This is a genomic window from Luteibacter sp. NPDC031894, assembly GCF_050273135.1.
Classification (GTDB): domain Bacteria; phylum Pseudomonadota; class Gammaproteobacteria; order Xanthomonadales; family Rhodanobacteraceae; genus Luteibacter.
In genome coordinates, this window is the sequence record NZ_JBNNMV010000012.1 from 1 (window position 1) to 24631 (window position 24631).

The 24631-nt window shown below is 64.9% G+C and carries 33 protein-coding genes; 2 read left to right on the top strand and 31 right to left on the bottom strand.

Features of this window, described 5'->3' with window-relative positions:
- Positions 1-73 precede the first annotated feature (73 nt).
- The 16 genes from ACQKIE_RS18555 to ACQKIE_RS18630 form a co-directional block, all read right to left on the bottom strand.
- Positions 74-367 (bottom strand): hypothetical protein, encoded by a 294-nt coding sequence (locus ACQKIE_RS18555; protein ID WP_427461925.1) that lies wholly within the window; start codon positions 365-367, stop codon positions 74-76.
- Positions 368-521: 154 nt separating this feature from the next.
- On the bottom strand, positions 522-893 hold the full coding sequence (locus ACQKIE_RS18560; protein WP_427461927.1) for a hypothetical protein: 372 nt from the start codon (positions 891-893) through the stop codon (positions 522-524).
- On the bottom strand, positions 890-1423 hold the full coding sequence (locus ACQKIE_RS18565) for a hypothetical protein (protein ID WP_427461929.1): 534 nt from the start codon (positions 1421-1423) through the stop codon (positions 890-892). Before ACQKIE_RS18565 ends, ACQKIE_RS18560 begins: the two co-directional genes overlap by 4 nt.
- Positions 1416-1724: a hypothetical protein gene (locus ACQKIE_RS18570; RefSeq protein ID WP_427461931.1), complete on the bottom strand. Its 309-nt coding sequence runs from the start codon at positions 1722-1724 to the stop codon at positions 1416-1418. Before ACQKIE_RS18570 ends, ACQKIE_RS18565 begins: the two co-directional genes overlap by 8 nt.
- A gap of 2 nt (positions 1725-1726) precedes the next feature.
- Positions 1727-2107: a hypothetical protein gene (locus ACQKIE_RS18575; RefSeq protein WP_427461933.1), complete on the bottom strand. Its 381-nt coding sequence runs from the start codon at positions 2105-2107 to the stop codon at positions 1727-1729.
- Positions 2108-2249: 142 nt separating this feature from the next.
- The gene (locus tag ACQKIE_RS18580) at positions 2250-3164 is read right to left on the bottom strand and encodes a recombination-associated protein RdgC (protein WP_427461935.1); all 915 of its coding nucleotides are present in this window, start codon (positions 3162-3164) and stop codon (positions 2250-2252) included.
- Positions 3165-3173: 9 nt separating this feature from the next.
- Complete coding sequence (locus ACQKIE_RS18585; RefSeq protein WP_427461937.1) at positions 3174-3362, bottom strand: hypothetical protein; 189 nt, start codon at positions 3360-3362, stop codon at positions 3174-3176.
- Between the two features lie 85 nt (positions 3363-3447).
- The gene (locus ACQKIE_RS18590; protein ID WP_427461939.1) at positions 3448-6144 is read right to left on the bottom strand and encodes a toprim domain-containing protein; all 2697 of its coding nucleotides are present in this window, start codon (positions 6142-6144) and stop codon (positions 3448-3450) included.
- Complete coding sequence (locus tag ACQKIE_RS18595; protein WP_427461941.1) at positions 6141-6407, bottom strand: hypothetical protein; 267 nt, start codon at positions 6405-6407, stop codon at positions 6141-6143. Before ACQKIE_RS18595 ends, ACQKIE_RS18590 begins: the two co-directional genes overlap by 4 nt.
- The gene (locus ACQKIE_RS18600; protein ID WP_427461943.1) at positions 6404-6715 is read right to left on the bottom strand and encodes a hypothetical protein; all 312 of its coding nucleotides are present in this window, start codon (positions 6713-6715) and stop codon (positions 6404-6406) included. The genes ACQKIE_RS18595 and ACQKIE_RS18600 overlap by 4 nt, the downstream gene beginning before the upstream one ends.
- Positions 6712-6975, bottom strand: a complete 264-nt coding sequence (locus ACQKIE_RS18605) for a hypothetical protein (protein ID WP_427461945.1) — start codon at positions 6973-6975, stop codon at positions 6712-6714. The genes ACQKIE_RS18600 and ACQKIE_RS18605 overlap by 4 nt, the downstream gene beginning before the upstream one ends.
- The gene (locus tag ACQKIE_RS18610; protein ID WP_427461947.1) at positions 6975-7208 is read right to left on the bottom strand and encodes a hypothetical protein; all 234 of its coding nucleotides are present in this window, start codon (positions 7206-7208) and stop codon (positions 6975-6977) included. The genes ACQKIE_RS18605 and ACQKIE_RS18610 overlap by 1 nt, the downstream gene beginning before the upstream one ends.
- 368 nt (positions 7209-7576) lie before the next feature.
- The gene (locus ACQKIE_RS18615; RefSeq protein WP_427461949.1) at positions 7577-8191 is read right to left on the bottom strand and encodes a hypothetical protein; all 615 of its coding nucleotides are present in this window, start codon (positions 8189-8191) and stop codon (positions 7577-7579) included.
- A 94-nt stretch (positions 8192-8285) separates the two neighbouring features.
- Positions 8286-8687, bottom strand: coding sequence for a hypothetical protein (locus ACQKIE_RS18620; protein WP_427461951.1), 402 nt, complete (start codon positions 8685-8687; stop codon positions 8286-8288).
- 29 nt (positions 8688-8716) lie between these two features.
- Positions 8717-9064, bottom strand: coding sequence for an ogr/Delta-like zinc finger family protein (locus ACQKIE_RS18625; RefSeq protein ID WP_427461953.1), 348 nt, complete (start codon positions 9062-9064; stop codon positions 8717-8719).
- Between the two features lie 3 nt (positions 9065-9067).
- On the bottom strand, positions 9068-9286 hold the full coding sequence (locus tag ACQKIE_RS18630) for a hypothetical protein (RefSeq protein ID WP_427461955.1): 219 nt from the start codon (positions 9284-9286) through the stop codon (positions 9068-9070).
- An 88-nt stretch (positions 9287-9374) separates the two neighbouring features.
- Here ACQKIE_RS18630 and ACQKIE_RS18635 point away from each other — a divergent pair, with 88 nt between their 5' ends.
- On the top strand, positions 9375-10088 hold the full coding sequence (locus ACQKIE_RS18635; RefSeq protein ID WP_427461957.1) for a LexA family transcriptional regulator: 714 nt from the start codon (positions 9375-9377) through the stop codon (positions 10086-10088).
- The gene (locus tag ACQKIE_RS18640) at positions 10063-11775 is read left to right on the top strand and encodes an MASE1 domain-containing protein (protein ID WP_427461959.1); all 1713 of its coding nucleotides are present in this window, start codon (positions 10063-10065) and stop codon (positions 11773-11775) included. The genes ACQKIE_RS18635 and ACQKIE_RS18640 overlap by 26 nt, the downstream gene beginning before the upstream one ends.
- Before the next feature lie 58 nt (positions 11776-11833).
- Here the strand turns inward: ACQKIE_RS18640 and ACQKIE_RS18645 are convergent, their stop codons facing one another.
- The 15 genes from ACQKIE_RS18645 to ACQKIE_RS18715 form a co-directional block, all read right to left on the bottom strand.
- Positions 11834-12265 carry a hypothetical protein gene (locus ACQKIE_RS18645; RefSeq protein ID WP_427461961.1) on the bottom strand — a complete coding sequence of 144 codons (432 nt, stop codon included), beginning with the start codon at positions 12263-12265 and terminating at the stop codon, positions 11834-11836.
- An 89-nt stretch (positions 12266-12354) separates the two neighbouring features.
- Entirely contained in the window at positions 12355-13419 is a 1065-nt protein-coding gene (locus tag ACQKIE_RS18650; protein ID WP_427461963.1) for a contractile injection system protein, VgrG/Pvc8 family, read from the bottom strand.
- Positions 13419-13853, bottom strand: a complete 435-nt coding sequence (locus ACQKIE_RS18655) for a phage tail protein (RefSeq protein ID WP_427461965.1) — start codon at positions 13851-13853, stop codon at positions 13419-13421. The genes ACQKIE_RS18650 and ACQKIE_RS18655 overlap by 1 nt, the downstream gene beginning before the upstream one ends.
- A gap of 2 nt (positions 13854-13855) precedes the next feature.
- Positions 13856-16699, bottom strand: a complete 2844-nt coding sequence (locus ACQKIE_RS18660) for a hypothetical protein (protein ID WP_427461967.1) — start codon at positions 16697-16699, stop codon at positions 13856-13858.
- A gap of 1 nt (position 16700) precedes the next feature.
- Entirely contained in the window at positions 16701-16820 is a 120-nt protein-coding gene (locus ACQKIE_RS18665) for a GpE family phage tail protein (protein ID WP_427461969.1), read from the bottom strand.
- 8 nt (positions 16821-16828) lie between these two features.
- Complete coding sequence (locus ACQKIE_RS18670; protein WP_427461971.1) at positions 16829-17128, bottom strand: phage tail assembly protein; 300 nt, start codon at positions 17126-17128, stop codon at positions 16829-16831.
- Between the two features lie 57 nt (positions 17129-17185).
- A complete protein-coding gene (locus tag ACQKIE_RS18675; protein ID WP_427461973.1) occupies positions 17186-17698 on the bottom strand; it encodes a phage major tail tube protein in 513 nt (170 codons plus the stop codon).
- An 81-nt stretch (positions 17699-17779) separates the two neighbouring features.
- Complete coding sequence (locus ACQKIE_RS18680; RefSeq protein ID WP_427461975.1) at positions 17780-18961, bottom strand: phage tail sheath subtilisin-like domain-containing protein; 1182 nt, start codon at positions 18959-18961, stop codon at positions 17780-17782.
- 24 nt (positions 18962-18985) lie between these two features.
- Positions 18986-19630 (bottom strand): hypothetical protein, encoded by a 645-nt coding sequence (locus tag ACQKIE_RS18685; RefSeq protein ID WP_427461977.1) that lies wholly within the window; start codon positions 19628-19630, stop codon positions 18986-18988.
- A gap of 3 nt (positions 19631-19633) precedes the next feature.
- Entirely contained in the window at positions 19634-19978 is a 345-nt protein-coding gene (locus ACQKIE_RS18690) for a hypothetical protein (protein ID WP_427461979.1), read from the bottom strand.
- Complete coding sequence (locus ACQKIE_RS18695) at positions 19975-22104, bottom strand: tail fiber domain-containing protein (protein WP_427461981.1); 2130 nt, start codon at positions 22102-22104, stop codon at positions 19975-19977. Before ACQKIE_RS18695 ends, ACQKIE_RS18690 begins: the two co-directional genes overlap by 4 nt.
- Positions 22104-22649, bottom strand: a complete 546-nt coding sequence (locus ACQKIE_RS18700) for a phage tail protein I (protein ID WP_427461983.1) — start codon at positions 22647-22649, stop codon at positions 22104-22106. Before ACQKIE_RS18700 ends, ACQKIE_RS18695 begins: the two co-directional genes overlap by 1 nt.
- Positions 22642-23631, bottom strand: coding sequence for a baseplate assembly protein (locus tag ACQKIE_RS18705; protein ID WP_427461985.1), 990 nt, complete (start codon positions 23629-23631; stop codon positions 22642-22644). Before ACQKIE_RS18705 ends, ACQKIE_RS18700 begins: the two co-directional genes overlap by 8 nt.
- Positions 23628-23987: a GPW/gp25 family protein gene (locus ACQKIE_RS18710; RefSeq protein ID WP_427461987.1), complete on the bottom strand. Its 360-nt coding sequence runs from the start codon at positions 23985-23987 to the stop codon at positions 23628-23630. The genes ACQKIE_RS18705 and ACQKIE_RS18710 overlap by 4 nt, the downstream gene beginning before the upstream one ends.
- Positions 23984-24583 carry a phage baseplate assembly protein V gene (locus ACQKIE_RS18715; RefSeq protein ID WP_427461989.1) on the bottom strand — a complete coding sequence of 200 codons (600 nt, stop codon included), beginning with the start codon at positions 24581-24583 and terminating at the stop codon, positions 23984-23986. The genes ACQKIE_RS18710 and ACQKIE_RS18715 overlap by 4 nt, the downstream gene beginning before the upstream one ends.
- Between the last annotated feature and the right edge of the window lie 48 nt (positions 24584-24631).

The window sequence follows — 24631 nt, forward strand, 5'->3', positions numbered from 1 at the left end:
TGCCCGAAGGCGAGTTGATATATACCGGCGGAGTGGCAAAAGAAAAGCGGCCCTTAGGCCGCTTTTTTTGTTATCAGTGCAGCGGTCCCGGAGGGCCAGAGTGGACCCGTATATGGCCGTTCCCTTCGAGGAATTTGCGGTAGCAGGCGACCATCACGTCCCACGCCGCCCGCGCTACTTCCGGGCCCGCCTCGAGCACACGCCCATCCTCATCCACGATCGCGAGTGTCGCACGTCGACCGTCCCTGGTGCGTGCCGCTATGCCTTCGAAGATCACCGCGCTGAGCTCGGCGCTGCGTAGGCCGCTCAACTCGCGCGTTGTGGCCTTGCCGCTCGCTATTTCTTGGTGGTCAGCCATCGCGGTCATGTTGCATTTTCCTCGCACGTGCTCAGGTGACGTTGGGCGTCCTCGTAGAGAGAGTCCCATTCGTCGTCTGTGGTCAAGCTTTCCCCGGGTAGCAAACGGTCAGCGTCACAGCGACGCATGACGTCAACCAGCCGTGAGACGAGGTGCTTGCTAATCACAGGCTCGCCTCCGCGTTGTCATATCCGTCAAGCCAGGCGCGACGGAAATAGGCAGACGTGCGCGAGGTAGGTGCGTAGGGTGAAAGCCTGCCTTTTCCCGCGATTTTTGCCGCCTGTCCGTTTAGATACGCACGCTGGTGCGCCTTGTTCTTGTAGACAGCGGCTGGGTTCGGTTGTGCTGATGACACCCATGTGCGAATCGGGAACGCCTTGCGCTCGCCGCCGAAGCCGTCGCGCTCAAGCAATCGACAGACCGCCGTGGCTTCCTCTTCCGTTAGATGCGTATCGGTGCTCACACCGCTTCCGTCCATGCCGCGATAGACCGCGAGCGGCCACTGCGCATGAGACTTCCATTTTCCTTGAGTCATGATTTGCTGGACCTCTGTGCCGCGAAGTACTGGCCACCGGTGATTTCCTCGCAAGGCGCGCCAACTTCCGCCGAAGTGGCCAAGTACAGGATTCCAGCGTGCTCGAACAGGCTGCAGCCGCAGAACAGAAGCGTTCCCCAATCGGTGCCCAGATCACGGAACACCGGATCGAGGTTTGGGCGCGTGGTCGGGCGTGTCGCGTCATAAACCGCGCAAATGCGCTCCCACTCCTGCCTGCGCGCCACCTTGTCGATGCCAACGATCTTTCGGGCATTGGCGCGTGGGTGCTGTGTCTTGCCATCCCGATCCGGGGCGGTCCACGTGTCACGCGGCATTTCGGTCTCGAAGCGAAGGCCGTAGAAGCTGCGGCCATGGAAGCTGGTGCTGTATACCGGCACGCTGCCCGGGAACGCTGCGGCCAGCGCCTCCGCTTCCGTCGCCAGCCTGTCGCAATCCTCGCGATAGACGGCCCACGCCGCCCGCGCGTGTGCAGTGTCCGCGCGGTAGTACCTGGTCATTGCGTTAGCCACGTGCACGCTCCTGTGGCGGACGGCGGCGGGCGGCCGCCTTCGTGATCGGCGTCGCGGCCGGCAGGTGCATCGGGATCTGCGCATGCAGCACTCCCCAGTCGGCCTCGGCGCCCTGCAGCGACGCGTGGAGGCCGGTGGAGCGACCGCAGCGGCATTCGAGGCTATGGCGCAGGGCTGGAATGTCCCTTTCCATCGTCTCGCGGAGAGTGCGCCCGTGGTGCGCGACGTGCCGCGGCTCGGTCCTGCAGGTCGTGCACCGCGCGAACTTTCCTGCAGGGGTGGCAATATGGATCTGAAGCATGGTCAGCACTCCCCGGTGGTGAGGGCATGGAAGCCCGCGAGGTCGGCGGCGCCGACGATGCCGGCGGTCATGAGGCGGCCGAGCATGGCGGTAGCGGCAGCCCTGGGGAGTTCGGCCATCGGCAGCGGCGCCTCGAGGCTTGCGCCGCCGTTGCGGCGGACCGCCGACACCATCGCTGCGAAGGCCGGGTCCGCCCTGTGCTCTCTGCGCGGATGACGTACGCCGTCGAAAAGACCAAGGCACGCCTTCCTGACTTCGAGTGCGCGGTGGTCGCTCAGCACGCCCAGGGTGACCGCCAGAGCCAGGGCGCCGCCGACATAGGCGATGTGCTCGCGTAGGGCCTCAGGTGACATGGCAGCGTCGACGCTCAGTACGGCGGCCATGCGAAGGATCGTTCCCTCAGTCTGCTCGGCCGACAGGAGTGGCTGTAACGCGTTTTGCGTGCGGGGCGCGGCGCCGGTATTCGGAGAATGGCCGGGGCGGCGTGTTGAAGCGCGTGGGGCGCGTTGGATGTGGTTCGGCATGTCAGGCAACCTCCGGGCGAGAGATGCGGAAGATGTGCTCGAGGCGGGCGAGCAGGCGATGCACTTCGAGTACAGCGAGGGCGAACTGGCTCTCGAGCTCGGCATCCGCTGAATCGTGTTCGGCGAGCGATTCGTCGATTACCACGTCTGTGGGCCGGACCATCCGCATGGACATGTCGTCGGCCAGCACCAGGCTGAGCCGATCGTCGACCACCAGGCCTGTCGCGAAGCATTGTTTTCCGACGCGCAGGTGCTCCCGGATTTCATCGGTGTCCAGGTCCTGCCGCCGGCAGCGCACCAGGGCGCCGGCTGCCGTGGCCGGATCACGCAGCTCGCACTCGTCACCGAGAGCGAAGCCTTCGGGAAGCTCCAGGGTGGCCAGCCAGTGCGTCATGAGCTGGCGCGGGCTTTCCTCCGGTGACAGCTGGACGGCAGGGAAGGAGCCGAAGGCTTGCCGCAGCTGAGAGAGCACTTCCTCAGCCCGGCGCCGTGCACGCGTATCCAGCACCACCCATCCGCCGGCGAGGTCGATCCACCCACGCGTGTTGCTGCTCGACACAAGGGCTCGCGGCAGAAGCTCGTTCAGGACGTCGTCACGGATCTCCTTGCGCTCTCGGCCGCCGACCTTCCGGGATTCATCGTCGGAGATTTTCTGAACACGCTTCGCCACCTCGTCATTCAAGGCGCGAGCGCTCAGGTCGCGGGTACGTTGCTGGTAGATGAAGCCAAATACCTGTTCGTGGGCGATGCCCAGGCGATCATCGGCCATGCCGTAGGGCGACACGAATCCCGCGGTGCCGAACTCCATGGGGCCCGGGTCTCGGACCTTGTGCTCAGCGATCGCCTCCTGCAGGTCGCGGACGTGCGGCCGGGGCGGGGCGCCGAAACGGAAAAGGGTGAGATTTCTCGGAAACATCGGGCGACCTCAATGCGGAGCGATTTGGGCAGCGGCCATGAACACGACCACCGTAAGGACGACGCCGGCAAGGAAGCCGACGATCACAGACGCGTCCCGCCTGGGGCGGGGAATGGACAGGCCTGCGGCGAAGTGGCCGCTTGCCGTAGACTTGAAGCGGGGTTCGAGTGCCGCCGCCTTGCCGATTTGCTTGTGCATAGCTACTCCTGGTTGGTAGGGCGGCGGTGCGTGGGGAGTGTTGCGAGCACTCCCCCGAACCCCGCGGTTTCGCCGGCGGACCGGCTCATTCGCTGATGGGCTTCTTGAATATCCAGCAGCGGACGCTTGTCGATTTCGTACCACCCGTCGCCGGTGTCGCGCCCTTGGCGCGGATATGGCTGTGCACGGTCCGATTCGCTTCAACGAATTTGTGGACCTTGCTGGTGGGCAGGTGCTCGTGCAGTTCGCTCAACGTGGGCAGGTCGCGCCACCGCTCGCCGGCGCGCGTCAGCCACTCGTTGAGGTTTACGGCGATCAAGCCGCTTTCGGCACTGTGGTTGAGATACGGCATGAGGCCGGAGCCGTTGAGCTCGTAGAAGCGATCCCAGAAGTTGCGCACGATCGGGTGGTCGGAACCGATGACCGCTTCGCGCTCGACGATCATTCGCCTGATCTGCGCGTAAGTCTCTTCCCGGAAGTCGGCCATGCCAGGCACCACGAGCTCCATGGCCTCGGCCATGGCCATCACCTGGGCATGGTTCTTGGCCAGGCGGATCGACTTCACCTTGTCCAAGGCCATCAATTCGGCTTCGTAGACCGGCATGCGCTCTTCGAAGCGTTCCATGACCTTCGCTTCGGCCTTGGCGGCCGCCACCACGAAATAGCTGAGTTCGTCGGCCGTCATCGCGTTGAGGCGGTCCGATTTCAGCTTGCCCTCGGGCGTGTGGCCCTCGCGTGTCATAAACACGTGGCAGATACGCTGCATCACGGCGTCATCAGCCTTAACAGGACGGTTCTGTTCGATGACGATGGCGCCCCGGAACGGTGGCTCATAGGTCTCGTTGCCGGAATTCTTGACGCCCGTGGTGCGTGTAGAGCGGCCGTTGTAGAGCGATTTCAGTTCGTTGTAGTCGAACTTGAGCGCCTTGGCGCCTTCGTCGCCACGGTCGCCCTCCATCAGCACCACGGGAAGGTTGGCCACCTGCACGAACGTGCGCGCACGACCCGCCGCGGTGGACTTCGACGGGTCGAAGCCTTCGTAAGTCGGTCGCCCCGTCAACCGGTTGAGGAACGTGACCAGCGAGGTCTTGCCCGACCCCGCCTCGCCGACCATTTCGAAGAACGGAAAGCTCTCCTGGCGTGCACGCACCTGCTCGGCGAATAGCGAGCCGAACCAGAACGCCAGGGCGACCAGGCCTTTGCCGCCGTACACGTCGCGCACCAGGCGCGGCCATTCCTGGTTGAACGAGCTGGGGTCGGTGTTAATCGTGTGCGGAACGCTGCTGGTGGTCTTGACGTTGGTCTTCTTGTCGAGTTCGAAGTATTCCTCTTCGTTGACCTCGAAAACACGACCGTCGCTGATCGCCACGTTGGCGAACACATAGGCGTTGAACTCCCGCGTGTAGCCGATGAAATCGATGGTATCGACTTCCTTCAGCTTCTCGAGGCGGTCGTCGTACGTGCGAGCTAGCTTGTCCTTGCTGCCCTTCCAGCGGGCGCCGGACAGCAACGACAGCAGGCGGATATCGAACTGCGAAGGCGTGGCCACCTGTTCGGCGGTGAAGGCCGACTTGACCGGCCGCTTCTTGGCCATCTTGATCGAGAAGAAGTACTGCGAGTCGTCGGTGATCGCGTTGCGCTGGAAATACAGGGGCTCGGGCAGGCAGGTCGCGATCTTGGCGACACTGCATGCCTGCTTGAGCGCTTCCTCGGTCACTTCCTCGTCGGTACGTTCGTCGCCATCCTTTTCGCGAAGGGCTTGCTTGGCCTTTTCCAGGCGCTTTTCGCTCAATTCGAACCAGTACACGTTGTCGCCGAAATCGAACGGGAAGCTCGTCTGCTCGCTGCGCTTGTACATGCGGCGGGCCTTCTCGATCGGTGTGGGCGCGATGGCGATGCTGCCCTCGTGGCGATAGTCCACCACGTGTTCGTCGGCCAGCCGGCTGCGCTGGTGGGCTTCGTTCCAGTCGATCTTCTTGCCGTCGAGCGGCTGGGGGATGATGGCGGCCGTCGCATGCCAGCCGTCGGCCCTGGACTTCTTGACGTGGTCTTCCAGGTACTCACGGCCACCGCGGTCGCCATCGGGTGCCCACACGAGCTTGGGCCGCTTTCCACCTTCGGGAAACAGCTTGTCGAGGGTGTGCTTCGGGTAGTTTGAGTTCGAGATGGCCGAAATGGCCGCGATGCCGTTCAGGCACAGCGCGATCGCGTCGAAGATCCCCTCCGTGATCCAGATTTCATCGGCCGTGAGCACATCGATAAGGCGCGCCGGTGGCACCCATGCGTGGCCGCGATAGGATTTGCCGTACTGGAAATGAGCCTTCTTCTTCCCGAAGCGATGCGGTCGGTCAATGATGCGCTCCCAGTAGCCGCATCCGGGCAAGTCGAAGCGGACTGTGGCCGACCCGATGCCCAGGTCGCGGCTGTGGTAGTAGTCCTGGGTGTAGCAGCCCTTCAACCGGCCGATTTCGAAACCGCGCATGTTGACCAGGTAGGCGTCAGCAGCAGCCGTCGGTGATTCCGGCGTCTGCGGGTAGCGGTCCGACCAGGACTGGAACAGGTCGTCGTAGATGTCCTTGACGTAGCCTTCCCAGCCGCATTTCGACTTGCGGCCGCACCACAGTTTCCAAGGCGACTCGGCGCTGGCCCACACTTCCTTCTTGCCGCAAGCGGGGCACTTGCCCTCCTGCAGCCACTTCGAGTTCGGCCGCGCCTTGAACGCGTAGTCGTCCGTGAGCCGTTTGGTAATGTCCCGATGAAGGGACGGGTCCATCATCGTCATGCGATCTCGATTCCGAGGTAGCGTGACAGGTCTTCGGCGCTGTCGGCGGTCAACAGCACGGCAAGCCGATCCGCCCGCAACAGGGCGCTTCCCGGCTCCCAATCGGAAAGGCGAACGTCTTCCTTCTTGCACGTGAAGATCAACGTGGGCTCGGCCACAAGGGTCGAACGGCCGAGCAGGATGCCGAGGTAGTCGTCCATGAAGCCCGTGCGGACCTCGACTGCAAGTCCGCAGGTGGTGGTGAGCGTGCAGGCCCGGGTCATGTCGATGCTCCGTCGTCGAGCGCTACACCGAGAAACGCGGCGGCCTTCGCCGCGCTCGTGTCGGTGAGCGAGAGAGAGAAACCGGTGACGTACAGTTCGAAGACGCCGCGGTAGTCGCGTTGAACCATTGTGAGCGGATCGGGCTCGCTCACGAAGAGCGAGACGTCCTGGTCGGAGGAAGGCAAATAGCCCTGCTTCCGAGGCTTCTTGATGACGCGCACGATCAAGCGGCGGCTGTCGGCGGCTTTAGAAATGACAGCGTGCAGGCCATTGGGGATCGGAAGCGTGATGCGATCGGGAGTCGTCATGCCGCCTCCTTCGCCATCGCGACGAACGCGAGCACGGCGGTAGCCTCGGCCGGCGTCACCGTCACGAATGCGGTGGACCCCAGCAGAAGCCGCGAGCCGGCCTCGATCATGAAGCGAGCGGGGAGGGCGGCATCCGCTGCATGCACTACCCGCGATCGCAGGCCGTCGCCGGCGAACACCGTCACGTCGATGCCGTCGGGCATGGCGCGCAGGACAAGATGCAGCCCTTGGGCGAGATTAAGTGCCAGTTCGCTTGCCATCAGGGAGCCTCCGCCTTGGTGGCGCCCAGCGCGTGGCGCACGGCGTACAGGGCCGCGGCCAGGCGCACGTCCACCGTGTTCAGCAGCTCGTTGGCTTCCAGGAAGGTGCAGGTGCCGGCTTCCCACGCGGCAACGATGCCGGTGTGTGCGGCGTAGGCGGCCTGCAGGGCTGAGGTCATTTCTTCGGCGGCGCGTGCGCGCGCGGCCTGGCTGTCGCTTTCGCGATCGCTCATGGTGTGACTCCGGTGTGAGTTGGAGTCCGGCACCACGCTGCTAAACGAGGTGACGGACGACGCGGGGTTAGCAGACCGGTCACAACGGAACCCGGCGAGCCCGAAGGCTCCCCCGCGCCGCCCGCCATAAAGGGGGTGACGCGATACGCGCATGCCCTGACGATGCGGGCAAATAAAAAGCGCCGTCATCGATCGATGGGCGCCTGCGCGCCGGTGTGAACTCGAGCTGCTAAACCCGACCGCCGAATGTGCGGCGATGGGCAGAGCATCGCTCCGTGGCGCAGTGCATGTCAAGAATGTTCGGGACATTTCTGTTCTTCGTCAGGGAAGAGAAGCCGGCCTCGCGGGGAGGCCGACGGTGCGGCGGATCAGTGGCGCGTAGGCGAGGGCACGGTGGCTGCGGTGGCGCTGACCATTGCGCCGCCCAGGACGGACACCAGCGCCGTGGTGAGGGCGTCGCCGATCACCTGGTTCGAGGGAAGGTCCTGGCCACCCTCGATTTCCACCGTGACGGTCAGCACGGTCTTATCGACGCCACCGGCCATATCGACGCCGGGTTGTGCGGGTGCGGACGGCGCGGCCGGTGTGGGCTTCTCGACCTTGGCCAGCTCCGCGATGAGGTTCTTCACCACGCGCGCCAGGCTGAGGGCGTCGTGTTCATACGTCGGTACCAACGCGAGGACGGCCAGCAGCAAACCAACCCGATCCAGCGGCATGACCTTCGCGGCGGTGACCCGCTCGCTTGGGAAACCCAGCGCCGCGAGAGGTGAGGACTCGACGATGTTGAGCGACGCGACCTCGAACGCGTGCTGGCCTTGCTCGATGACGGCCATGGTGTCGATCGACAAGCGCATGTAGTGGGCAATGCCCTGGAGGGTCAGGCACACCTTGCTGTCGTAGCGCACGAGCGGGAATACCTTGCCGCGCAGGATGACGCTGGCGATGGCCTTGGCATTGGGCAGCTGAACGTTGGTATGGGACACAGTTATCTCCATTCGACAGGCAAAGGGAGTCCGTTCCGGCCTCCTGTCGAAAGGCCGGTGGCATGTAGAAAGGGCTTACTGAGCCGCTATGGCATCAGTGGGTCTTGCGATGCCTTCGTCGGCGTTCGTCCTGGAACGGGGCACCCGCTCGCTCCTGCGCCTCGCGCTCGCCGATCTGCACGAGCTCGGCGGCGGTGAAGCAATGCACCTGTTGGGTGACCGGGTTGACCACTCGCACGACATGCGACGTGGACGTGCTGATGTCGACCCAGGCCGGCTGCGAGCGCGCCTGGTAGGACGCGAGCGCCGCCATGGCCAACTCATGGGCTTTGAAGGTGTCGTCGACGCGCTGTTCGGCCATGAGGTAGGCCGCGCAGGCGATGATCAACTGCTCCTGATCGAGGTACTTCGATTCATGGAGCTCGATGTACTGCAAGGCCGCATGGTGGCGGGCCGCGCGGATCACGCGTTCGTCGCGTGGATCAACGGGAAGCATGGATGACACGTTACCCCCTGTGGTCTCGGTCAATGACGCGCACGCGTCGGCATGGTGCCGGCGTGACGCTGGACAGGCACTGGAAGACGCCGATGCGCCATGCCGAGTTGATTCGGTACGGTAGCGATACGCTCGACGACGATGTCATTGGCGCGGCGCTCAACCAGTGGGATATGCAGGTCGGCCTTTGGCATCAGGCTCGCCTCGATGGTGCGAACGACGCCGATGGACACCACGAAGCCGTGCCCGCATTCGATGTTCGAGCATTTCAGATACTTTTCCGTCACCAGCTCGGACAGCTGCCGCGAGGTGTAAACGATCGCGACCTCCTTGCAGTGGGGACAGAGGTGTTCCCTGTTTCGTTTCGACAGAGCCATCGTTCAAGTCTCGTTCGGCGTTGAAACCGGATGCTGTGCGCGATAGAGGGGGATGCCCAGCAGGTGCACTTCGCGCAGCAGCGCTGAACGAGTCGTGCCCACCGCCTGTGCAAGGCGATCCATTTCCGCGCGTTCGTGGGGTTCGACGGTGAACTCCACTCGCACGGTGTGGCTGTCGCCTCGCGGGGCATAACGTTTAGTGGTTGATGAGGAGTTGGGCATGCTGGGTTACGATGGGAAAGTTCCGAACAATTGGAATGCTATCCCTCGCAGTGAGGGATTGCAACATGTTACCCGTGGAAGTCCCTCAATGCGCGGATCGCATCCCTCGAAGGGTGGGCTTGTCGGCCCTGTCGAGAACGGCCCTATTTCCATGCCGACAGCCGGCGAAGTGATCGACCGCATGCAGGAGGCGGTGGGTGTCAGCACGGACGTGGCGCTGTCCGAAGAGCTCGGGCTGGCCAGGAAAACCACCAACAACTGGCGTGCACGCGAATACAAGCCGCTGGACTTTTGTCTCGAGCTCGCGGTGCAGCGGGGGCTTTCGCTGGACTGGTTGGTGCTGGGCCAAGGGGAGCCGCTGCGCGGTGCGCCGCCGGCGGTTGCTGACGATGGCACCCCCGTCCCGCATGCTCACGTGGCGCTGCAGCGCCTGCGCGCATTCGATATGGCGCCGGGCCCCGATCAACTGATCCTGCCGGACCTCGTTGTGCGCCGGCGCGTGGCCGATGGCGATGTCAGCGCGCTGCGCTGGATGGTGAACCCGACCGACGCCCTGGCGCCGCGTCTACCCCAGGGCGGCGTGCTGCTGGTGGACACCAGCGTGTCCCGGCACGAGGACGTCGTGGACGGCGAAACGTACGTGGTGCAGATGTGGGGCCGGATCAACGTGCGGCGGATTTTCATCATCGGGCCGAACGAATACCGGCTGCGGGGCGACAGCGAGCTGGAAGAGCGGCGCGACCTCACCGGACCCGACTACCAGCACCTTACGATCGGTGGCCGCGTCATCGGCGCAATCTAGCCCACCCTGTAGTACATTTCCGCCGGGGAATCACTGCAGAAATCTTTTCATGATCGACCGTGCATCGGATGCTTGGGGTGCCCAGCGAGAGTTGGTTGGGCGCCCGGCTAGAGTCATCATCAACGTGGCGACAGCCCTGGCCTACATGGTGGCCTACCTCGGCTTGCGCGAAGCGTCCAACGACCAGTGGTATCTGCCGGCAGGCCTGCGCTTCGCCGCGCTGCTGATTACCCCCTACCGCCTATGGCCCGCGCTATTCGTCGGCGATGCAGCGGCGGTGGTCAGCTATCGTTGGTCGATGATCCCCGACTTCGGCTGGGCCTACTATGTCTGCAGTTCGGTTGCGGCATGGCCGGTAGCGGCGCTGATCGTACGCCAGGCACGACGTGTCAACGAACGTCCCACCGTCAATAAGCCGACGGATGCGATCGTTCTGCTTGTCGCTGGCCTGTTATGTGCAGAACTGGTGAGCCTTACGAACAAGGCCATGGTGGCCTGGCTAAAGCTCGGCGGAGGCGAGATGGTCTACGGCGACCTCTTCGTGTATTCGCTCGGACATGTCCAGGGAATCATTCTTGCCGTTTTTGCGCTGATCCTCGGCGTGGATTTCCTCGAACGCCGCCGCATGGGTGAGGATTTCGCCCTGCACTCGCTGCTCGCCGTCAGCTTGTGCATCTGGCTCTATGCAATGGTCGAAGTGACCGGACCGCATGATGCCGCCGCGTTGATGGCTTATCGCTTGTGTCTCCTGGTGCCGGCTGTGGCGTTGACGCTACGTCATGGATGGCGTGGCACGGCCCTTGGTGCAATCGCAGCGAATGTCGCGCTGTTCGGCACCATTCCGCATCAGGAGGCGGGGCAGGCCGATGGCTCGGCCCTGCTCATGCAGGAAGCCTTCGCGTTCGTGTCGGCATCGCTGTTTGTGCTTGGGTCTCGGAACCATGCCGGCGGTCACGTGACCGCCCCTGGTGCCGCGGCGGACAGCGACATGCACCGCCACACGCGCGAGCAGTTCGAATCCCACGAGCGGCGTCAGCGCGAAACGGCCCTGCGCGCCGAGGCCTTGCAGCGCGATTCTCGCGACCAGCTCGGGCCGCTGGTGACGCTGTTGCGCAAGAGCGGTCAGGCCGAGGCGGCCATGAGCCTCGTGGGCATGGCGCACACGCAGTCGTCGCATTTCGGTCGTACGGTGGTCGATAGCATCTACCCGCTCACCCTGGAACGGCTGGGGTTGTTCGCCGCCCTGGAGTCGGAGGCGTTCGCCGCGAACTTTGGCGAGACGGCCCACAAGATGGACCTCACCGGTTCGGCGCACGCCATGTCCCTGGAAGCGAAGCTTGCCGCGTACCGTGTGCTTGGCGAGGCCGTCGAGCAGCTGGTCGCCTACGCACCGAGGCACGTCAGCATCCGCATTCATTGCTCGGCGAAGCCTGACGGCCGCGGCATGATCAGCATGGCCTTGCGTGCCGTCGATACCACCGTGATCGCGCGTTCGTCCTCGCAGACGGCTCAGCTCGCACAGCTTCGCAACCGCGTGATGGCCTATGGCGGCTCGCTGCATAACCGGGCACGGCGCATTCGCATGATCGTGCTTGATGAGCCGGTCGAAGCCCGCGTGTGTGAGGCTGCCAATGCCCCAGAGCGCGCCAATGTGCATCGCCTGCGCGAAACCACGCTCACGCCCTAGCTGAGCGGGCACAAAAAAAGGGAGGCCCGATGCGGGCCTCCCTTTTTCGTACGGTGGGTTACTTGACGTAGACCTGCCAGGTGACGCCGCCGTCTGCCGCGGTGCGGCGCGCGACCACGACGCTGCCGTCGTCGTAAACCACGTCGGTCCACGCCGGCGAGATGGCAACCTGCTGAGCCGTGTCCGGCCCGATCGGGAGCGTGAGCAGCGCGCCGTTGACCACCGTGAATGCGGCGCGGGGCGCGCCGGCGAGGTCGGCGACCTCGATGTAACGGATGCCTTCCCGCGTGAACTGGAATACCTGGTACTCGGGTGACAGGCTGAGGTTCTGCACGCTCGGGTTGAACTGGCCCAACTCGGTGGTGCCCACGGCCGACATGCCGCTGGGTTTACCGTTGTCGCCTGATGCGCAGCACACCGGCGCCCCGGCCAAAGTCGCTCCCCAGGGGGCAATCAGAAGCATGCCCACGATCGCGTTTTTCAGTTTCATACGTCCCCTTTTCGGTGGTTGGTGATTGGTGCCGCGCTCGCCGGCAGCGGCGCCATGGAGAGTCTGCCACGTGTGCGCTGCCGGCATGTTTATGGAGCCGCCTCGCCATCGTCCTCGGCTTCGTCACCCTCGTCCTGGGCGGGATGGTCCGATGCGGAGGCTTTGTTTTCCAGCGAGACGTGTGTGGTGTAGCCGCCGTCACCCGTCCAGGTATGCGTCGCGTCGGCAACGATCCAGTCAAAGGCGGCGATTTCGTCGCCCCAGCCGTAGGTCTTCGCCGGCATCTCGGGCACGGCATCGGGATGGCCGGTGGCCAGGGAGATGTCGAACGTGGCTGCACCGCGGCGCACACGCGCCATTTCCGCCGAAGCAGCACGCTGGGCGTCCTCGGGCGAGGCGAAGTGGCCGCGCAACACCTTCACGTGGCCATGGTCGCCTGCCAGGGTGCTCTTCGTCGTCGCGGCGTCCACATCATGCCAGCGCGCTCGCACGCCCGTGTACGAGTCGCGCAGGGCTTCATGAAAGCGGTGGCTATCGCCCGAGCCGCGCCGGATGGTGAGCATCGGCAGGGCCTTTCCTGTGACGGTGGAGGCCTGCCCGATTGGGGCGAAGACGAGGTAGCCGTTCTTCACCGTGGCGACCGCGTCGAACATGGAGCCGATGCGGCGCAACAGGGCGATGTCGCTCTCCGTTTGGTCGATTTGCTGCACGACGATGGCGCCAAGTTTTGGGGAAATGCGTGGAGTGAGCCCGTTCTCGCCCGCGATGACCTTGACCAGGTGATCGACCGTCGTGTTGCTGAAGCTGCGTTCCTTGCGGGTGTTGATGGGGCTGGCCAGCTTCGCGCTGCGTCCGTGCACGGTGATGACGTCGGGGGTGCCGGCGTGCTCGCGTTCGTCAATGGTGAAGCTGCCCTGCAGCTGCACGCCGGTGCCAGCGAAACCCATCATCACGGCCACAGAGACGCCCATGCGTGGCAGGGCGATCCGACCATCCGTCGCGTCGAACGCCATGGAAAGCTCGTCGGCGTGCCCACCTCGGGTGATCTTCAGCGACAGCTGGCTAAGCCGCGGGCGCAGGATTGTCGTGACGTCCTTGCCATCGACCTCGATACGTGATGCCGGCACCGTGTTGTTGGTCGGCGCGGTGGCCATCACGCGGCCGCCTGCGTCGAGCTCGAGGGCGATTCGTCGGCCGGCATCGCATCATCCCGGGTCAGCGAGAGCGAGAATTCCACCTTGCGAGGGGTGCCGTCTTCGGTGTGGTAGGTCTGCGTGGTTTGGATGCTGTCGATGTGGTACGTGCCGTACACGTACCCGGCGCCGTCGACAAGGACATAGGCGGCACCACCTTGGCCCATGGTTTCCAGCTTGGTGATCGAGGCGAGGGTACCCGTCACCGCCGGCGCGACAACGCCGGTGAGCGTGATTTGTTCCTCGCCCGGCCCGATGGCCTGGTAGGCATCGCGCTGGCCCACACGGGCCAGCGAGGGGTGCTTGAACTGCATGTTCCGTTGCAGCTGGTGGTATGCGGCAGTGTCGATGCCGAAAGCGAACGGCCCGAGGGCCAGCATGTGCACGGCGGCCATGGTCAATCCTCGTCGCTATAGGCCGAGCGCTTGCGCGCGGCGGCCTCTCGGCGCTGGTTGTTCAGCGCGTTGTTGATGGCCATCGTGGCCTCCTGATGGGTCATGCCCCGGGCATCGACGTGCACCTGGTAGGTGTCACCGGGCGCGGCGCCGGCGGCCAGCGGTTTCGTGCTGACGATCGAGGCGTTGGCACTACCGCCGCTGCCCAGGGGATTGCGTGCGATCGCATCGGAAATCTGGCGGGCGCGCTCGCTGTCGCCGGGCATGACCCACTGCAACGGTTCGGGACCGCTGGCCGTGCCGCTGATGCGTTGCCACATCGCGTACAGCCGCTCGATCACCGCGCGAACGGCCGCGATCTTGGTCTCGATCCATTCCAGCGCGCCGGCGGCCGCGCCCTTTATGCCGGACCACAAGTTGGCGAACCATTCCGACACGGGACCCCAGCTCGTGGCGACCCAGCCCGCAGCATTGCCGATGGCCTCGCCGAGCTTTACGAACATGCGCACGCCGAACGTGATGCACTCCACGACCCAGCCCAACGCCTGGCCGATGACCGTGCCGAAGCTCACGCCGCTCGTCCGTGCCGCATCGAGCTCGGCGCTGGTGGACTTCACCGGCTCGATGAGCCGCATGAACCACTGCCACGCCTGCCCGATCCACCCGGCCAGTACGCCGAACGCGTTGGCCAGGGGTGCCAGGTCTTCGCGCACCTTCGCCAACGCCGGCGCGATGCCCTGGGCAATGCCCTGGCCGACGCCCTGGAACCACGCCTTGATCGGCTGCCAGTATTTGCGGATGGCCAGCGCCACCGCGACCACCACGAGCAGCACGGCGCCGATGGCGACGGCCGTGCCGGCGGAGACGCTGCCAATCGCCGTCAGGACGCGCAGGGCGCCGCCGCCAAGGCGTGACAGCAGTCCTGCCTGCGCGGCGCCTGTAGCGGCCATGGAGCCGGCGGCGGCCGCGCTGGTGCCGGCAGTCGCGGCGGCGCCGCCCAGGATGCGGCCCATGGCCAGGCGGATGCCGGCGGCCTTGAACGCGAAGCGGAGCAGGGCGAGCTGGCTCAGCAAGCCGCCCAGGGCGATCATCAGGCCGCCCACGGCGGTCATGATGAGACCGAAGCCGCCGGCAGTAACGGTGAACGCCTTGGCGATGCGCGGATGGGCTTCGGCGAACGCGTTGACGCGCCGCAGGATGGCCACCAGCTTGCCGAGGCCAGCGACATACAGCGGAAGGATCTGCGTGCCCAGCTCGCGGTACAGGTCGCGCTTCTTCGCTTCGAGGTCGAGCTCCATGCCGCCGGCCGTGCCGCCGCCTTCCTTGTACAGCGCGTCCACGCCGTAGGCCTTCGGCGCCGCCGCCAGGTGCTTGGCGATGTTCGCGCGCTCCAGGTAAAGCGACGCGAACAGGTCGCCACCCTTGCGGCCCGAGAACAGCGCATTGATCTTGCTGACCACCTGCTGGTCGTTGAGCGCGCCGCCCGGGTTGATCTTCGGGACCACGCGCGTCATCAGGAATTCGAACGGGTTGGTGCGATAGAGGTCCGCATCCTTCAGGCCACCGGGCAGCACCTTCGTGATGTGGCCCGTGGACCCGTACTTCACCGAACCCTTTTCGAGAAGTCCGAGCTGGGCCAGTTCTTCGGCCGACTGCTGCGTCGATCGGCCGGCCGCCCAGTTCTGATACGCGGTGGCCAAGCCGGTACCGGCACGGTGGCCACCCATTTCCTGCATCGTGTGCAGCAGACCGAAGAAGAACGACGAATCATCCAGCTGTTTCGCTGCGATGCCGCCGGTTTTGATCATGTTGAGCAGGTCTTCGGGCTTGACCATGCCGCCCGACGACACATAGGCCTGCGTCGCGAAGTCGAGCACGCGCTTCAGGCTTTCGGGATTCTTCGCAGCGCCGCGCAGCTCGGCCACCTTGAGCAGGTCCATGAACATGGTCTCGGCGTTCTCGCCGTGGCCGTCTCCATGGCCGCCCTGAGCCATCACGCTTTCGATGCCGAACTTCATCCGGGCGAGATAGGGCGTGACCTGTTCCGCCTCGTGCATGTCGCGCAGAACGCTGTTGGCTTCCTTCAGCAGCTTCAGGTTGTCCGTGGCGCTCGATCCGATCACATCCATGCCGCGGGCGAATTTCACCGCGTCCGCCACGGCGGCATCACCGATGCCCTGGGAGCGCAGCTGCGCGACCTGCTGCTGGAAGGCCTTGGCTTCGTCCAGGGTCGGACGCACGGCGCCCAGGACGCCATGGCCAGCAGCCATGGCCGCCGCTCCACCGATAGCCATATGCGCGCCGACAGCCTGCGTCGCGTGCATTTGCGAGCGGGCGGCCGCCATGCGCTGCTGTTGCTTGTTGATGCCCGCCATGCGCTGCTGCTGCGTTGCCAAGGTGGCGTTGACCGAGGCGATCTCGCCGCGCAACTTGCGCTCGGCGCCGGCGAGGTTCTTGGTCGACACGCCGGCGGCCGCCAGCTGCTCGCGCACGCCCTTGAGCTTGGCTTGGTTCGCCGCGTACTCGCGCTCGGTCTTCTTCACCTCGGCGCGCGCCGCGGCGAAGTCCTTGATCTGGGCTCGGCTCGCCACGCCGCTGTCGGCGATCGCCTTGCCCAAGGCGGCCGCCCGTTCGCGCGCGGCCTTGAGGTCACGGGTCAGGTCACGGCCGCCGCGAGACAGGTTGCGGAACGCGTTGACCGCGCCCTGGGTCTTTTCCAGGTCCTTGAGGCGCTGGCGGGTGTCGCGCAGCGCCTTGGCGGACTGTGTGGCCTGGCCGGTGATCGATTTCAGCGGTGCGGTCACCTTCTCGATCAGCGACAGCACCACACTCAGCTTCAAATCCATATCACTCCCGGTTCGCGCCGCTGCGTTCAACGGCACGCTCGTGCCACACCATCAGTTCAGCCGGCCCCATGACATCCATTTCCCGGGGCGGCCAGTGGAAGACGACGGCCAGGTCGGCCATCACGTCCTCTACGCGGTCGGGAAGCTTTCCTTCGCCTGCCTCGTCAACAAAAAACCGGAGACCTCCGTGGCCAGCTGCACCAGGTCAGCAGGGTCCATGGCGGCCACTTCCGCTTTCAGCAGCGGCGGCGTGGTGATGCGCGGCAGGACGATTTCCAGCGAGCCCACGTCCATGTTGAGCAGGTTGACCAGCGAGGTGCCTCGCAGCTCGCCGGCGGCGGGTTTGCGAACGCTGACCTTCTCGAGCGTGACGTCGCCGGCGCGCTTGATCGGGGTTTCGAGGGTGACGGTCTTGGTTTCGATATCCATGGTGATGTCCTGGGGAAGGGGAGGGGGCGGCGCCTGGGTGGCCCAGGCGCCGGCGGATTACCACTGGCCGAGAGCAGCCCGCTCGGCGGCCTTGATGTCCACGCCATTGATGCGGACGACGTTGGCCAGGCTGTCGATGAAGATGACTTCCAGGCCGTTGATGGAGATGCGGTACACCGCCGGCTCGAACGTGTACTTCCACTCGCTGACGGTCTGGGCCTTCGCATCGCCCGGGTCGATTTCCGAGTAGCGGCCGCGCATGTACACCTCGACCGCGTCGAGCTGGCCGGTGGCGTCGTTCTGGTAGGCGCCCATGAAACGCCAGCCCACGGCGTCCACGGTGGTAGCACCGAACGCGCTGAGCGCGTCCAGACGGTAGCCGTTTGTGGTGACGGTCACCTGCAGCTCATCCATGCCCAGGTCGACCTTCGTCGGCAGGGCCATGCCGCCGTTGATGACGGGTTCCATCTTGCGGGTGAGCTTCGACAGCGTCACCGAGTTGGTTTCACCGGTCCAGCCGGCGCCGTCCTGGAAGTGGTTGAAGTTTTTGAGTACGCGGGGGAGGCTCATGGAACGGTGTCTCCTGGGGAAGGGGATTCGCCGGCGAGATGCCAGCTAGGACCAGGCGGCCCGAAGGCCGCCTGGTTCGGATCAGCTGCCGATCTGGGTCGCGATCGCCGAGGACAGGTTCACGAAGAACTCGTCGGTGAATTCCTGCTGCAGGGTGACGTCTTCGAACGGCGGTACCGGCGTGTACTTGTAGGAGATGACGCCCCTGCCGTTCTTGAGCTCGTCGGTCGTGTTGAGGTCCGGATTCCAGAACGCCTTGAAGCCGATCAGCATGCCGTCGCGCACATACTGCGCACCCTTGGCGTTGAAGCCGTCGATGATGTCCTTGATGAGCACCGGCGACATGGGCTTGTCGATGTACGGGAACATCGCCTCGGCCATCGAGTCGGCGAGCACCTGCGCGGTGCGCGTGTAGCTCTCGAAGATGAACTCGGCATCGTCGCAGGTGCGGTTGCCCCAGAAGCGGAAGCCCTGGCGGTTGATGAGCGTGGTGATGCCCTTGGCGTTCAGGAGGTCGGCATCGGTGCCAACCTGCTGGAAGGCGAAGTACACATCCTTGGTGATGCCGGTGACGCCGTCGACCGGGACGTTGGACAGGGTCTTATGCCAGCCAACCTTCTGGTCGATCTGCGCGCGCAGGCCCATGGCCACTGCGACGGTAAGGGCGGTGGCGGTCTTCGCACCAACGGTGTCGAAGTAGCTGAAGTCCGGCCAGATGAGCGTCAGCTCGCGGGCAGAGAACTGTTCGCGGTACGCCAGGCAGTCGGAGACAGTTGCCGCACCGGAACACGAGGCGTAGCTGTAGGCGCGAAGATTCTTGGCCACGATGGCCATGGCGGTCGTGACCTCTTCGGTGTCCAGTCCCGGGCAACCGATGATGCGCGGGCGAACCCCGGTGCGCGCTTCGGCGGTGAGCAGGGCCTGCATTCCTGTATAGGCGCCGGTGGCGGTCACGTTGCCGATGACGTTCACGCTGGTCTGCGCCTCATCGGCACCTTCCTCGACGCGCACCACGATGATCGGGCAGCTGACCAGGTTGGTGATGTGCAGGAGGGATTGCGCCAGGGTGCCCTGGGTTCCCGCCTTGCCGATCTGCGACTTGGCATTGGTCAGCAGGACCGCCGTGTTGAGCGGGAAGATCGTGTCGTCGGCGTCCGCGCCGGTGGCTACGAGGCCGATAATCGCCGTGGAAACGGTGGTCACGGACAGGGCGGCGCCGCTGACCTCTTGTGTGCGTGCGCCGTGGTGGTATTCGGTGGGCATAAGGGTTCCTCGAGGTAGGGCGGCTTAGTTGCCGTTGACGTTGCAGAAATAGTTGATCGTGGTCGTGCTGCGCAGGACGCCCTGTCGATACAGGTACATCACAATGGACCCGTGGCAATCCGCGTTCGTGCCCGTCAGGGCGGCGAGGGCGTAGCCGCCGGCATACGGGTTCGCGCTGCCCAGGCTTACCTGGGCGACTGCTTGGTTCTCCGTCCCGGTGCTGGCATTGCCGATCGTGCTTGCGCCCAACTCCGTGACGACGTATCGGCATGTGTAGTTCGCTGCCGAGTCGCCTGCCGGTAGCCATGTGCCGGAGTCGGCGACGGTCCAGTTCGTGACAGAGCTTTTCTGCGTGAGCACCTGATAGGTGCCGTTCGCGAACATTTGGAGGCGCACGTTCGCCTGGCCGCGCTGCTGGTTGTTCGCGGAATAGTTGCCGCCGTCGATGGGAAGGGAATAAACCGCCGATCCATTCGACGCCCAGTAATTCGAGACGTCCACGCCGCCGTAAGCGAACATGACGTTCGGCCGCTTCGACCCATAGGAGATGTTGGCGAAGTGAACGACGACGCCGCCGAGCTTGATGCCGGCCGGCTTGGGACCGTCGCCCACGGTATCAGGGGCAAACAGGCTACTCCACGCAACGCCGGCGTAGTAGTAATTAGCCACGCCTTACGCCTCGATCGGCGGCGGGGCGTCGTAGGCGGCGTCGTAGGACTTGGCGAACGCGGCCTTGATGAGCGACACCGCACCGAGCACGGACACTTTCGACAGGTCGGCGCCCGTGATCGGGTCGAGCCCTTCGCCGAAGCATTCCTGCGCGATGGCCGATAGCGTCAGGCTGATAGGGTATGCACCGCCACCTGGGCCGACATAGGTCGATCCATTGAAGAGGCACGGCGTGCCCGCAAAGATGATTTGCGCATCGCCCGTGTTCGGGTCGTAGAGCATGGTTGTCTGGAGGGCGATCACCTCGGAGGTGATGCCCGGCGCTACTTCTTCGATGCGCTTCTTCATTTGTGCTTGCGCTCCAGTTTGACGATTCGGCGCAGGAGGGCCGCGTTCTGAGTGGTGAGTTCGTCGATGCGCTGGTCGGCATCGAGCGCGCATTCGAGGGCAAGACCGGCCTTGTCGACGGACAGTCGCATTACCGGGTCGCCATTCTTCTTGCGTTTGTTGGTGGGGAAGTCGCGGACGTGTTGCGGCGCAAACTTCAGGAGCAGCTGTGCGATCACGCCGGTGTCGAAGTCGCCGTTGTGCTTCCAGTTCCACGACGAATAGATGCGTCGCACGAGCCTTGATATGCCAGCCTGAATCTTCCGGCGCTTGATGTTCTTCTTCATGCGTCGGTCGGACGCATTGAACCCGCCCAAACCGGTAATCAGGCCGTTGCAGACAAGCTGGCCGTCCTGATACATGGCGTGTGTCTGCTGCTGGCCGACGTGCCATGCGAGTTGCGCATTGCCGCCGTTGGCGTATACGTCCAGTGCCGCGAGGTGCTTCGATCCCCAATGCGTTGCACGGAAGATCATGTAGGCACTTGCATCGTTGCCGCAGTCAACCTGAAGCGCGGGAGAGCGCGTGGTAGACCACGTCGTGAACGCGCCGCCGATGCCGTTGCCGTTATTGCCGTCCGCGAGGCCGGCGCGGAAGGAACTGACGTTGGCCGCCTGCATGACCTGATACGTGCCGCCGGCCGGAATGGTCATGAGTCCCACGGTATTGAGGGAAACCTGCCCCGCCGTGCTGCTCGTACCCCGTGGGCGAAGATAGATCGCGCTGTTCGCGTTGTTGGCACCGTTGTTCGCGAGAACTAACGCATCGCCGGTTGACGTCAGATAGGTTCCGATCTTGACTTGGTACGCGAAGATGGCCGTGCTGTCTGCGCGTGCGATCGTCAGAGCGGTTGAGAGGAAATTTCCGGCATCGTCTGACGACTGAACACACAGGTCGCTGCCGGTGTTCTCCCCATTTTCCTGGTTGAGCGATCCAAAGATCGACCAGCGGCCTTTGTCGCCCTTTACGAAACCGAGGACGCTGTTGTCGGCCGGCCCCGCGGCGACCAGGTTGAGGCGTGCCCCGGTGCCGGCGGGCGGGGCGATGCTGAGGGCGCCAGTCAGTTTGCCGCCAGTCTTATCCAGCTTTCCGTCCAGGTCGGATTTGTTTGCCTTCGCAGCGAACGCTTCCGCGAGGCCGATGATGTCCGCTTGCTCGTGCGAATGCTTTTTCGCCGCCGCGCCGATGGCGCTCAGTGCATCGGCCGGAGCCAGTGCGGTGATCGGGTCGGTGCCGTTGCCCACGAGGAAGCCGCCCGGGGCCAGGGTGGCGGCGCCGGTACCGCCCCGCGGTACCGGGAGGGTGCCGCTGGTGATGTCACTGGCGGAATGCTTGTGGTCGGCGGGCGGGAACGAGGTCGGCACGCCGGTGAGATTGGCCCAGGCCTGGTAGAACGAGCCTTCCTTACCGTCCAGCTTGTCGGCGTCCAGGCCGTTGCCCGCACCGATGTCGTACTGTGCAGCGCTTCGAATGCCGAGCGCCGTGACGAACGCCAGCGTCGTTGCCTTGGTGAGTAGGGTCTTGACGAAGTCGGACGGCGCGCCTGTGCCGAGCCGAGCGTTGAGTGCAGCCAGAAGGGCCTTGGGCGTTACCGCGCGCGATGGATCGGTGCCGGAACTCGCCTCCGTATCGGTCGCGAGCTCCACCACGCCCATGCGCTCCGTCGTCGCCGACGGGTTGCTGAAATTCGTGTCGCCGAAAGTGATTTGCGTGGCGTCGATATCGGCGAACTGGATGTCGGCCGAGAGCAGCATGGTGGCTTGCGCCGACTTCTGCACGATGATGTCCGGCTGGCCATACGAGCCCAGGAGCGTGCCGTCTTGCAGGTAGAGGCCATAGCCGCGCACGTCGTACACGGCGCCAGGCGAGTCGTCGCTGACGGTGACGTGGATGGTGTCGGCGGCCGTAGCACCACCCTTGATCGTGGACAGCCGTTTGATTTCGTTGGGCAGGGGGTTGCCCGACGTAAACGCGGTTGCGGTGATACCGACGGTGGCCACAAGCACGGCGTTGGTGCCGTTGCCGTCCGAATTGCGCAGGGCTGCGCGGCCTTCGTCGGTGATCTTGAAGGTGATCGCGGCGGGCATCAGGTCACTCCGGTGTGCAGCAGGCGCGCCGCGGCAGCTGGGCGGCCGACGGCGATCACGCCGATGCGGCCAGCGGCGGCAACGCCCTGGGTGAAGGTGAAATGGGAACGGGTGGGCTTTGCCCGGCGCACCTCGGCGAGGATGTCATCGACGAATTCAGCGGAGGCTTCTTGACCGCCACTGGTGGGTACGGTCAGGACCAGGCTGAAGGTATGGGGCACGCCCTTGGGCACCATCTGCCACCACTCACGCATGGCGACGTGGCCACCGAACGACTCGACGACATCGCGGACCGCCTTCACAGTGCCCTTGCGCCGCGCGATGTCGATGGCCGTCTTCACGCGGTTGCGCTTGATCGCCACGGACCAGTACGGCTTCCAAGAATCCACCGACAGCGACCAGGCAAGGTAGGGCAACTGGTCGACGGCGATCGCATCCGGGTTCCACAGGGTCGCGATCGGCACGGGGATATCGAGTACCGCCATGCCGGCGGCCTCGATCGCGCGCTCGAGATCCGAGGCGTTGGGCGGCAACAGGCTATTCACCGATCCCCCGGTAGTTCAGGGTGATCGACGTGCAGTAGGCGGCTTGCGTGTCGCCCACGACGATGGTGGCGGACGGCTCGTTGATGATGACGTTCTGGATGCCGGCGACCTGCAATGCCGCGTAGAGGCCCGAGAGCGTGATGTCGCGGCCCATCCGGCGCGACGCGGCGAGGTAGTTGTTGAGACTGGTCTCAGCGGCCGCCATGGCCACGCTCGAATCGGGGCCGGCGAACGACCACATATCGGCATCGACCGCGAACGGAAGAATCTCCGCGGACTGCACCGTGACGTAGTCCGTCATCGGCCGCACGCTCTCGGCGCTCACGGTGTTGTTGACCGTTTCGAGCAGGTCGGCCGAGGCCTCGCCGGTGTCTTTGCGGGAGAGGACCGATACGAAGACCTGGCCAGGCCACGCGGCGGCCTCCATTGCGTCGTTCATGGCCGTCACGAGCTCGGCCGACGCACCATGCGTCGCGAGCACCTGGTTCACCAGGGCCTTGATGTCGTCCGGCTCGGGACTGGTGGCGCTGGCATCCAGCACGTCGCCGGAGGCGCTTCGAGCGTGGTAGACGTAGGCCGCTTCGGGTCCGGCGACGGAGAACGACGACGGCGCGAGCAGAATGCGCTCCAGGTAATCGCCGTCGTCCTCCATGACCGGATCGGGCTTGCCATTGTCCGGATCGGCCGGCGTGATGACCAGGCGCAGCACGCCGAGCAGCGCGCCCAAGTTGTCGAGATTCTTTCCCTTGGCGAACGGCAGCATCACCGCGCGGGCGGCGTCGTTGACGCGCTGACGGGTCATCAGGGCGACGTAGGAGATGACCTGCAGGACTTTCGCCGGCAGGCTGGATTCCTTCGTGGGGTCGAACTCGGCCCATAGCTCTTCGAGCTTGGCGGCCGCGGTCGCGTAGATGGTTTCCAGATCCAGCGCCTCGATCACGTCGGGCGGCGGCAGCTGGTTGAGCTGGATAGCCGTCGTCACGAGGCGATGCCTCCCTGGGCAATGATGAGGCGACGGCTCTGCGCGGCTGCATCGTCAATGAGCACGGCTTCCAGCTGGACCGCGAAGCGCCCTTCCTGGGCGTCCGCGGCGACGATGGCCACACGCTTGACATTGATGCGGGGTTCCCAGCGCCGGAGCGCGGTGGCCACCGAGGCGTACATCAGCGTGCGGTTCGCCTGGTTGGCCGGCTGGTCGATCATGTCGGGCAGGCGTGAGCCATATTCCCGACGCGCGATGCGCGAGCCGATGGGCGTCCACAGGATGTCGGCGCAGGACTGCACCACATCTTCGAACTCGGAGATTTCGGCCCCCGTGTTGCGGTCCATGCCGGTCATGCGCCCACCGGATCGCCAGTGAAGCCCTGACCGGGTTGCGTATCCTTGTGCTTGTGACCCTTGCTGCTGATGCCGGCAAACACCACGTCGGTATCGCCGGTAATCGTGCCGGCGGCGTGCGCGTCCGCCTTCATCTCGACGTCCTTGTTCACGGTCAGATTGCCGTCGATGACGGTGTCACCGGTGAGCAGGAAACCACCTGGCGCCGATACCTCGACGCGCCCGCCGTCGGGAAGGGTGCCGCGCAGCACATGGCTGGCCAGGTCATACAGCAGCACGGCGCCGTCGCCGAACACCATCATCACGTTGTCTTCCGTGGCGTCGTCCGGAATCGGGTTCTTGTCGGACGGGATGCCGCAAAGGACCACGCCGCCGCCGAGGTCGCCGCCGGGGGAGAACACGAGCACCTGTTCGCCAGCTGCTGGGGGAGACCAGTGGCGAACCTTGTTGGTGCACGCGCGCAGCGACAGCCACGGCAGCGGCGCAGTAAGAAGTCCTCCGACCTGCACGCGAGCGCGCGCCGGCCTTGTGGTCACCGATTGGACGGTGCCTTTCCTGATGAGGTTTGCCAGGGCTCGGGCGAGGTCGGAGGACATACCCGGCAGCTTCGCCGAGGCCTTTTTTTAAGGCACGCGATGGCCGTT

Bases quoted from the DNA above. Each gene is read 5' to 3' on its own strand.
- ACQKIE_RS18555 (WP_427461925.1), bottom strand. From the start codon at position 367: ATGACCGCGATGGCTGACCACCAAGAAATAGCGAGCGGCAAGGCCACA.
- ACQKIE_RS18560 (WP_427461927.1), bottom strand. From the start codon at position 893: ATGACTCAAGGAAAATGGAAGTCTCATGCGCAGTGGCCGCTCGCGGTC.
- ACQKIE_RS18570 (WP_427461931.1), bottom strand. From the start codon at position 1,724: ATGCTTCAGATCCATATTGCCACCCCTGCAGGAAAGTTCGCGCGGTGC.
- ACQKIE_RS18575 (WP_427461933.1), bottom strand. From the start codon at position 2,107: ATGGCCGCCGTACTGAGCGTCGACGCTGCCATGTCACCTGAGGCCCTA.
- ACQKIE_RS18580 (WP_427461935.1), bottom strand. From the start codon at position 3,164: ATGTTTCCGAGAAATCTCACCCTTTTCCGTTTCGGCGCCCCGCCCCGG.
- ACQKIE_RS18585 (WP_427461937.1), bottom strand. From the start codon at position 3,362: ATGCACAAGCAAATCGGCAAGGCGGCGGCACTCGAACCCCGCTTCAAG.
- ACQKIE_RS18590 (WP_427461939.1), bottom strand. From the start codon at position 6,144: ATGACGATGATGGACCCGTCCCTTCATCGGGACATTACCAAACGGCTC.
- ACQKIE_RS18595 (WP_427461941.1), bottom strand. From the start codon at position 6,407: ATGACCCGGGCCTGCACGCTCACCACCACCTGCGGACTTGCAGTCGAG.
- ACQKIE_RS18600 (WP_427461943.1), bottom strand. From the start codon at position 6,715: ATGACGACTCCCGATCGCATCACGCTTCCGATCCCCAATGGCCTGCAC.
- ACQKIE_RS18605 (WP_427461945.1), bottom strand. From the start codon at position 6,975: ATGGCAAGCGAACTGGCACTTAATCTCGCCCAAGGGCTGCATCTTGTC.
- ACQKIE_RS18610 (WP_427461947.1), bottom strand. From the start codon at position 7,208: ATGAGCGATCGCGAAAGCGACAGCCAGGCCGCGCGCGCACGCGCCGCC.
- ACQKIE_RS18620 (WP_427461951.1), bottom strand. From the start codon at position 8,687: ATGCTTCCCGTTGATCCACGCGACGAACGCGTGATCCGCGCGGCCCGC.
- ACQKIE_RS18625 (WP_427461953.1), bottom strand. From the start codon at position 9,064: ATGGCTCTGTCGAAACGAAACAGGGAACACCTCTGTCCCCACTGCAAG.
- ACQKIE_RS18630 (WP_427461955.1), bottom strand. From the start codon at position 9,286: ATGCCCAACTCCTCATCAACCACTAAACGTTATGCCCCGCGAGGCGAC.
- ACQKIE_RS18635 (WP_427461957.1), top strand. From the start codon at position 9,375: ATGCGCGGATCGCATCCCTCGAAGGGTGGGCTTGTCGGCCCTGTCGAG.
- ACQKIE_RS18645 (WP_427461961.1), bottom strand. From the start codon at position 12,265: ATGAAACTGAAAAACGCGATCGTGGGCATGCTTCTGATTGCCCCCTGG.
- ACQKIE_RS18650 (WP_427461963.1), bottom strand. From the start codon at position 13,419: ATGGCCACCGCGCCGACCAACAACACGGTGCCGGCATCACGTATCGAG.
- ACQKIE_RS18655 (WP_427461965.1), bottom strand. From the start codon at position 13,853: ATGGCCGCCGTGCACATGCTGGCCCTCGGGCCGTTCGCTTTCGGCATC.
- ACQKIE_RS18660 (WP_427461967.1), bottom strand. From the start codon at position 16,699: ATGGATTTGAAGCTGAGTGTGGTGCTGTCGCTGATCGAGAAGGTGACC.
- ACQKIE_RS18665 (WP_427461969.1), bottom strand. From the start codon at position 16,820: ATGGCCGACCTGGCCGTCGTCTTCCACTGGCCGCCCCGGGAAATGGAT.
- ACQKIE_RS18670 (WP_427461971.1), bottom strand. From the start codon at position 17,128: ATGGATATCGAAACCAAGACCGTCACCCTCGAAACCCCGATCAAGCGC.
- ACQKIE_RS18675 (WP_427461973.1), bottom strand. From the start codon at position 17,698: ATGAGCCTCCCCCGCGTACTCAAAAACTTCAACCACTTCCAGGACGGC.
- ACQKIE_RS18680 (WP_427461975.1), bottom strand. From the start codon at position 18,961: ATGCCCACCGAATACCACCACGGCGCACGCACACAAGAGGTCAGCGGC.
- ACQKIE_RS18690 (WP_427461979.1), bottom strand. From the start codon at position 19,978: ATGAAGAAGCGCATCGAAGAAGTAGCGCCGGGCATCACCTCCGAGGTG.
- ACQKIE_RS18695 (WP_427461981.1), bottom strand. From the start codon at position 22,104: ATGCCCGCCGCGATCACCTTCAAGATCACCGACGAAGGCCGCGCAGCC.
- ACQKIE_RS18710 (WP_427461987.1), bottom strand. From the start codon at position 23,987: ATGACCGGCATGGACCGCAACACGGGGGCCGAAATCTCCGAGTTCGAA.
- ACQKIE_RS18715 (WP_427461989.1), bottom strand. From the start codon at position 24,583: ATGTCCTCCGACCTCGCCCGAGCCCTGGCAAACCTCATCAGGAAAGGC.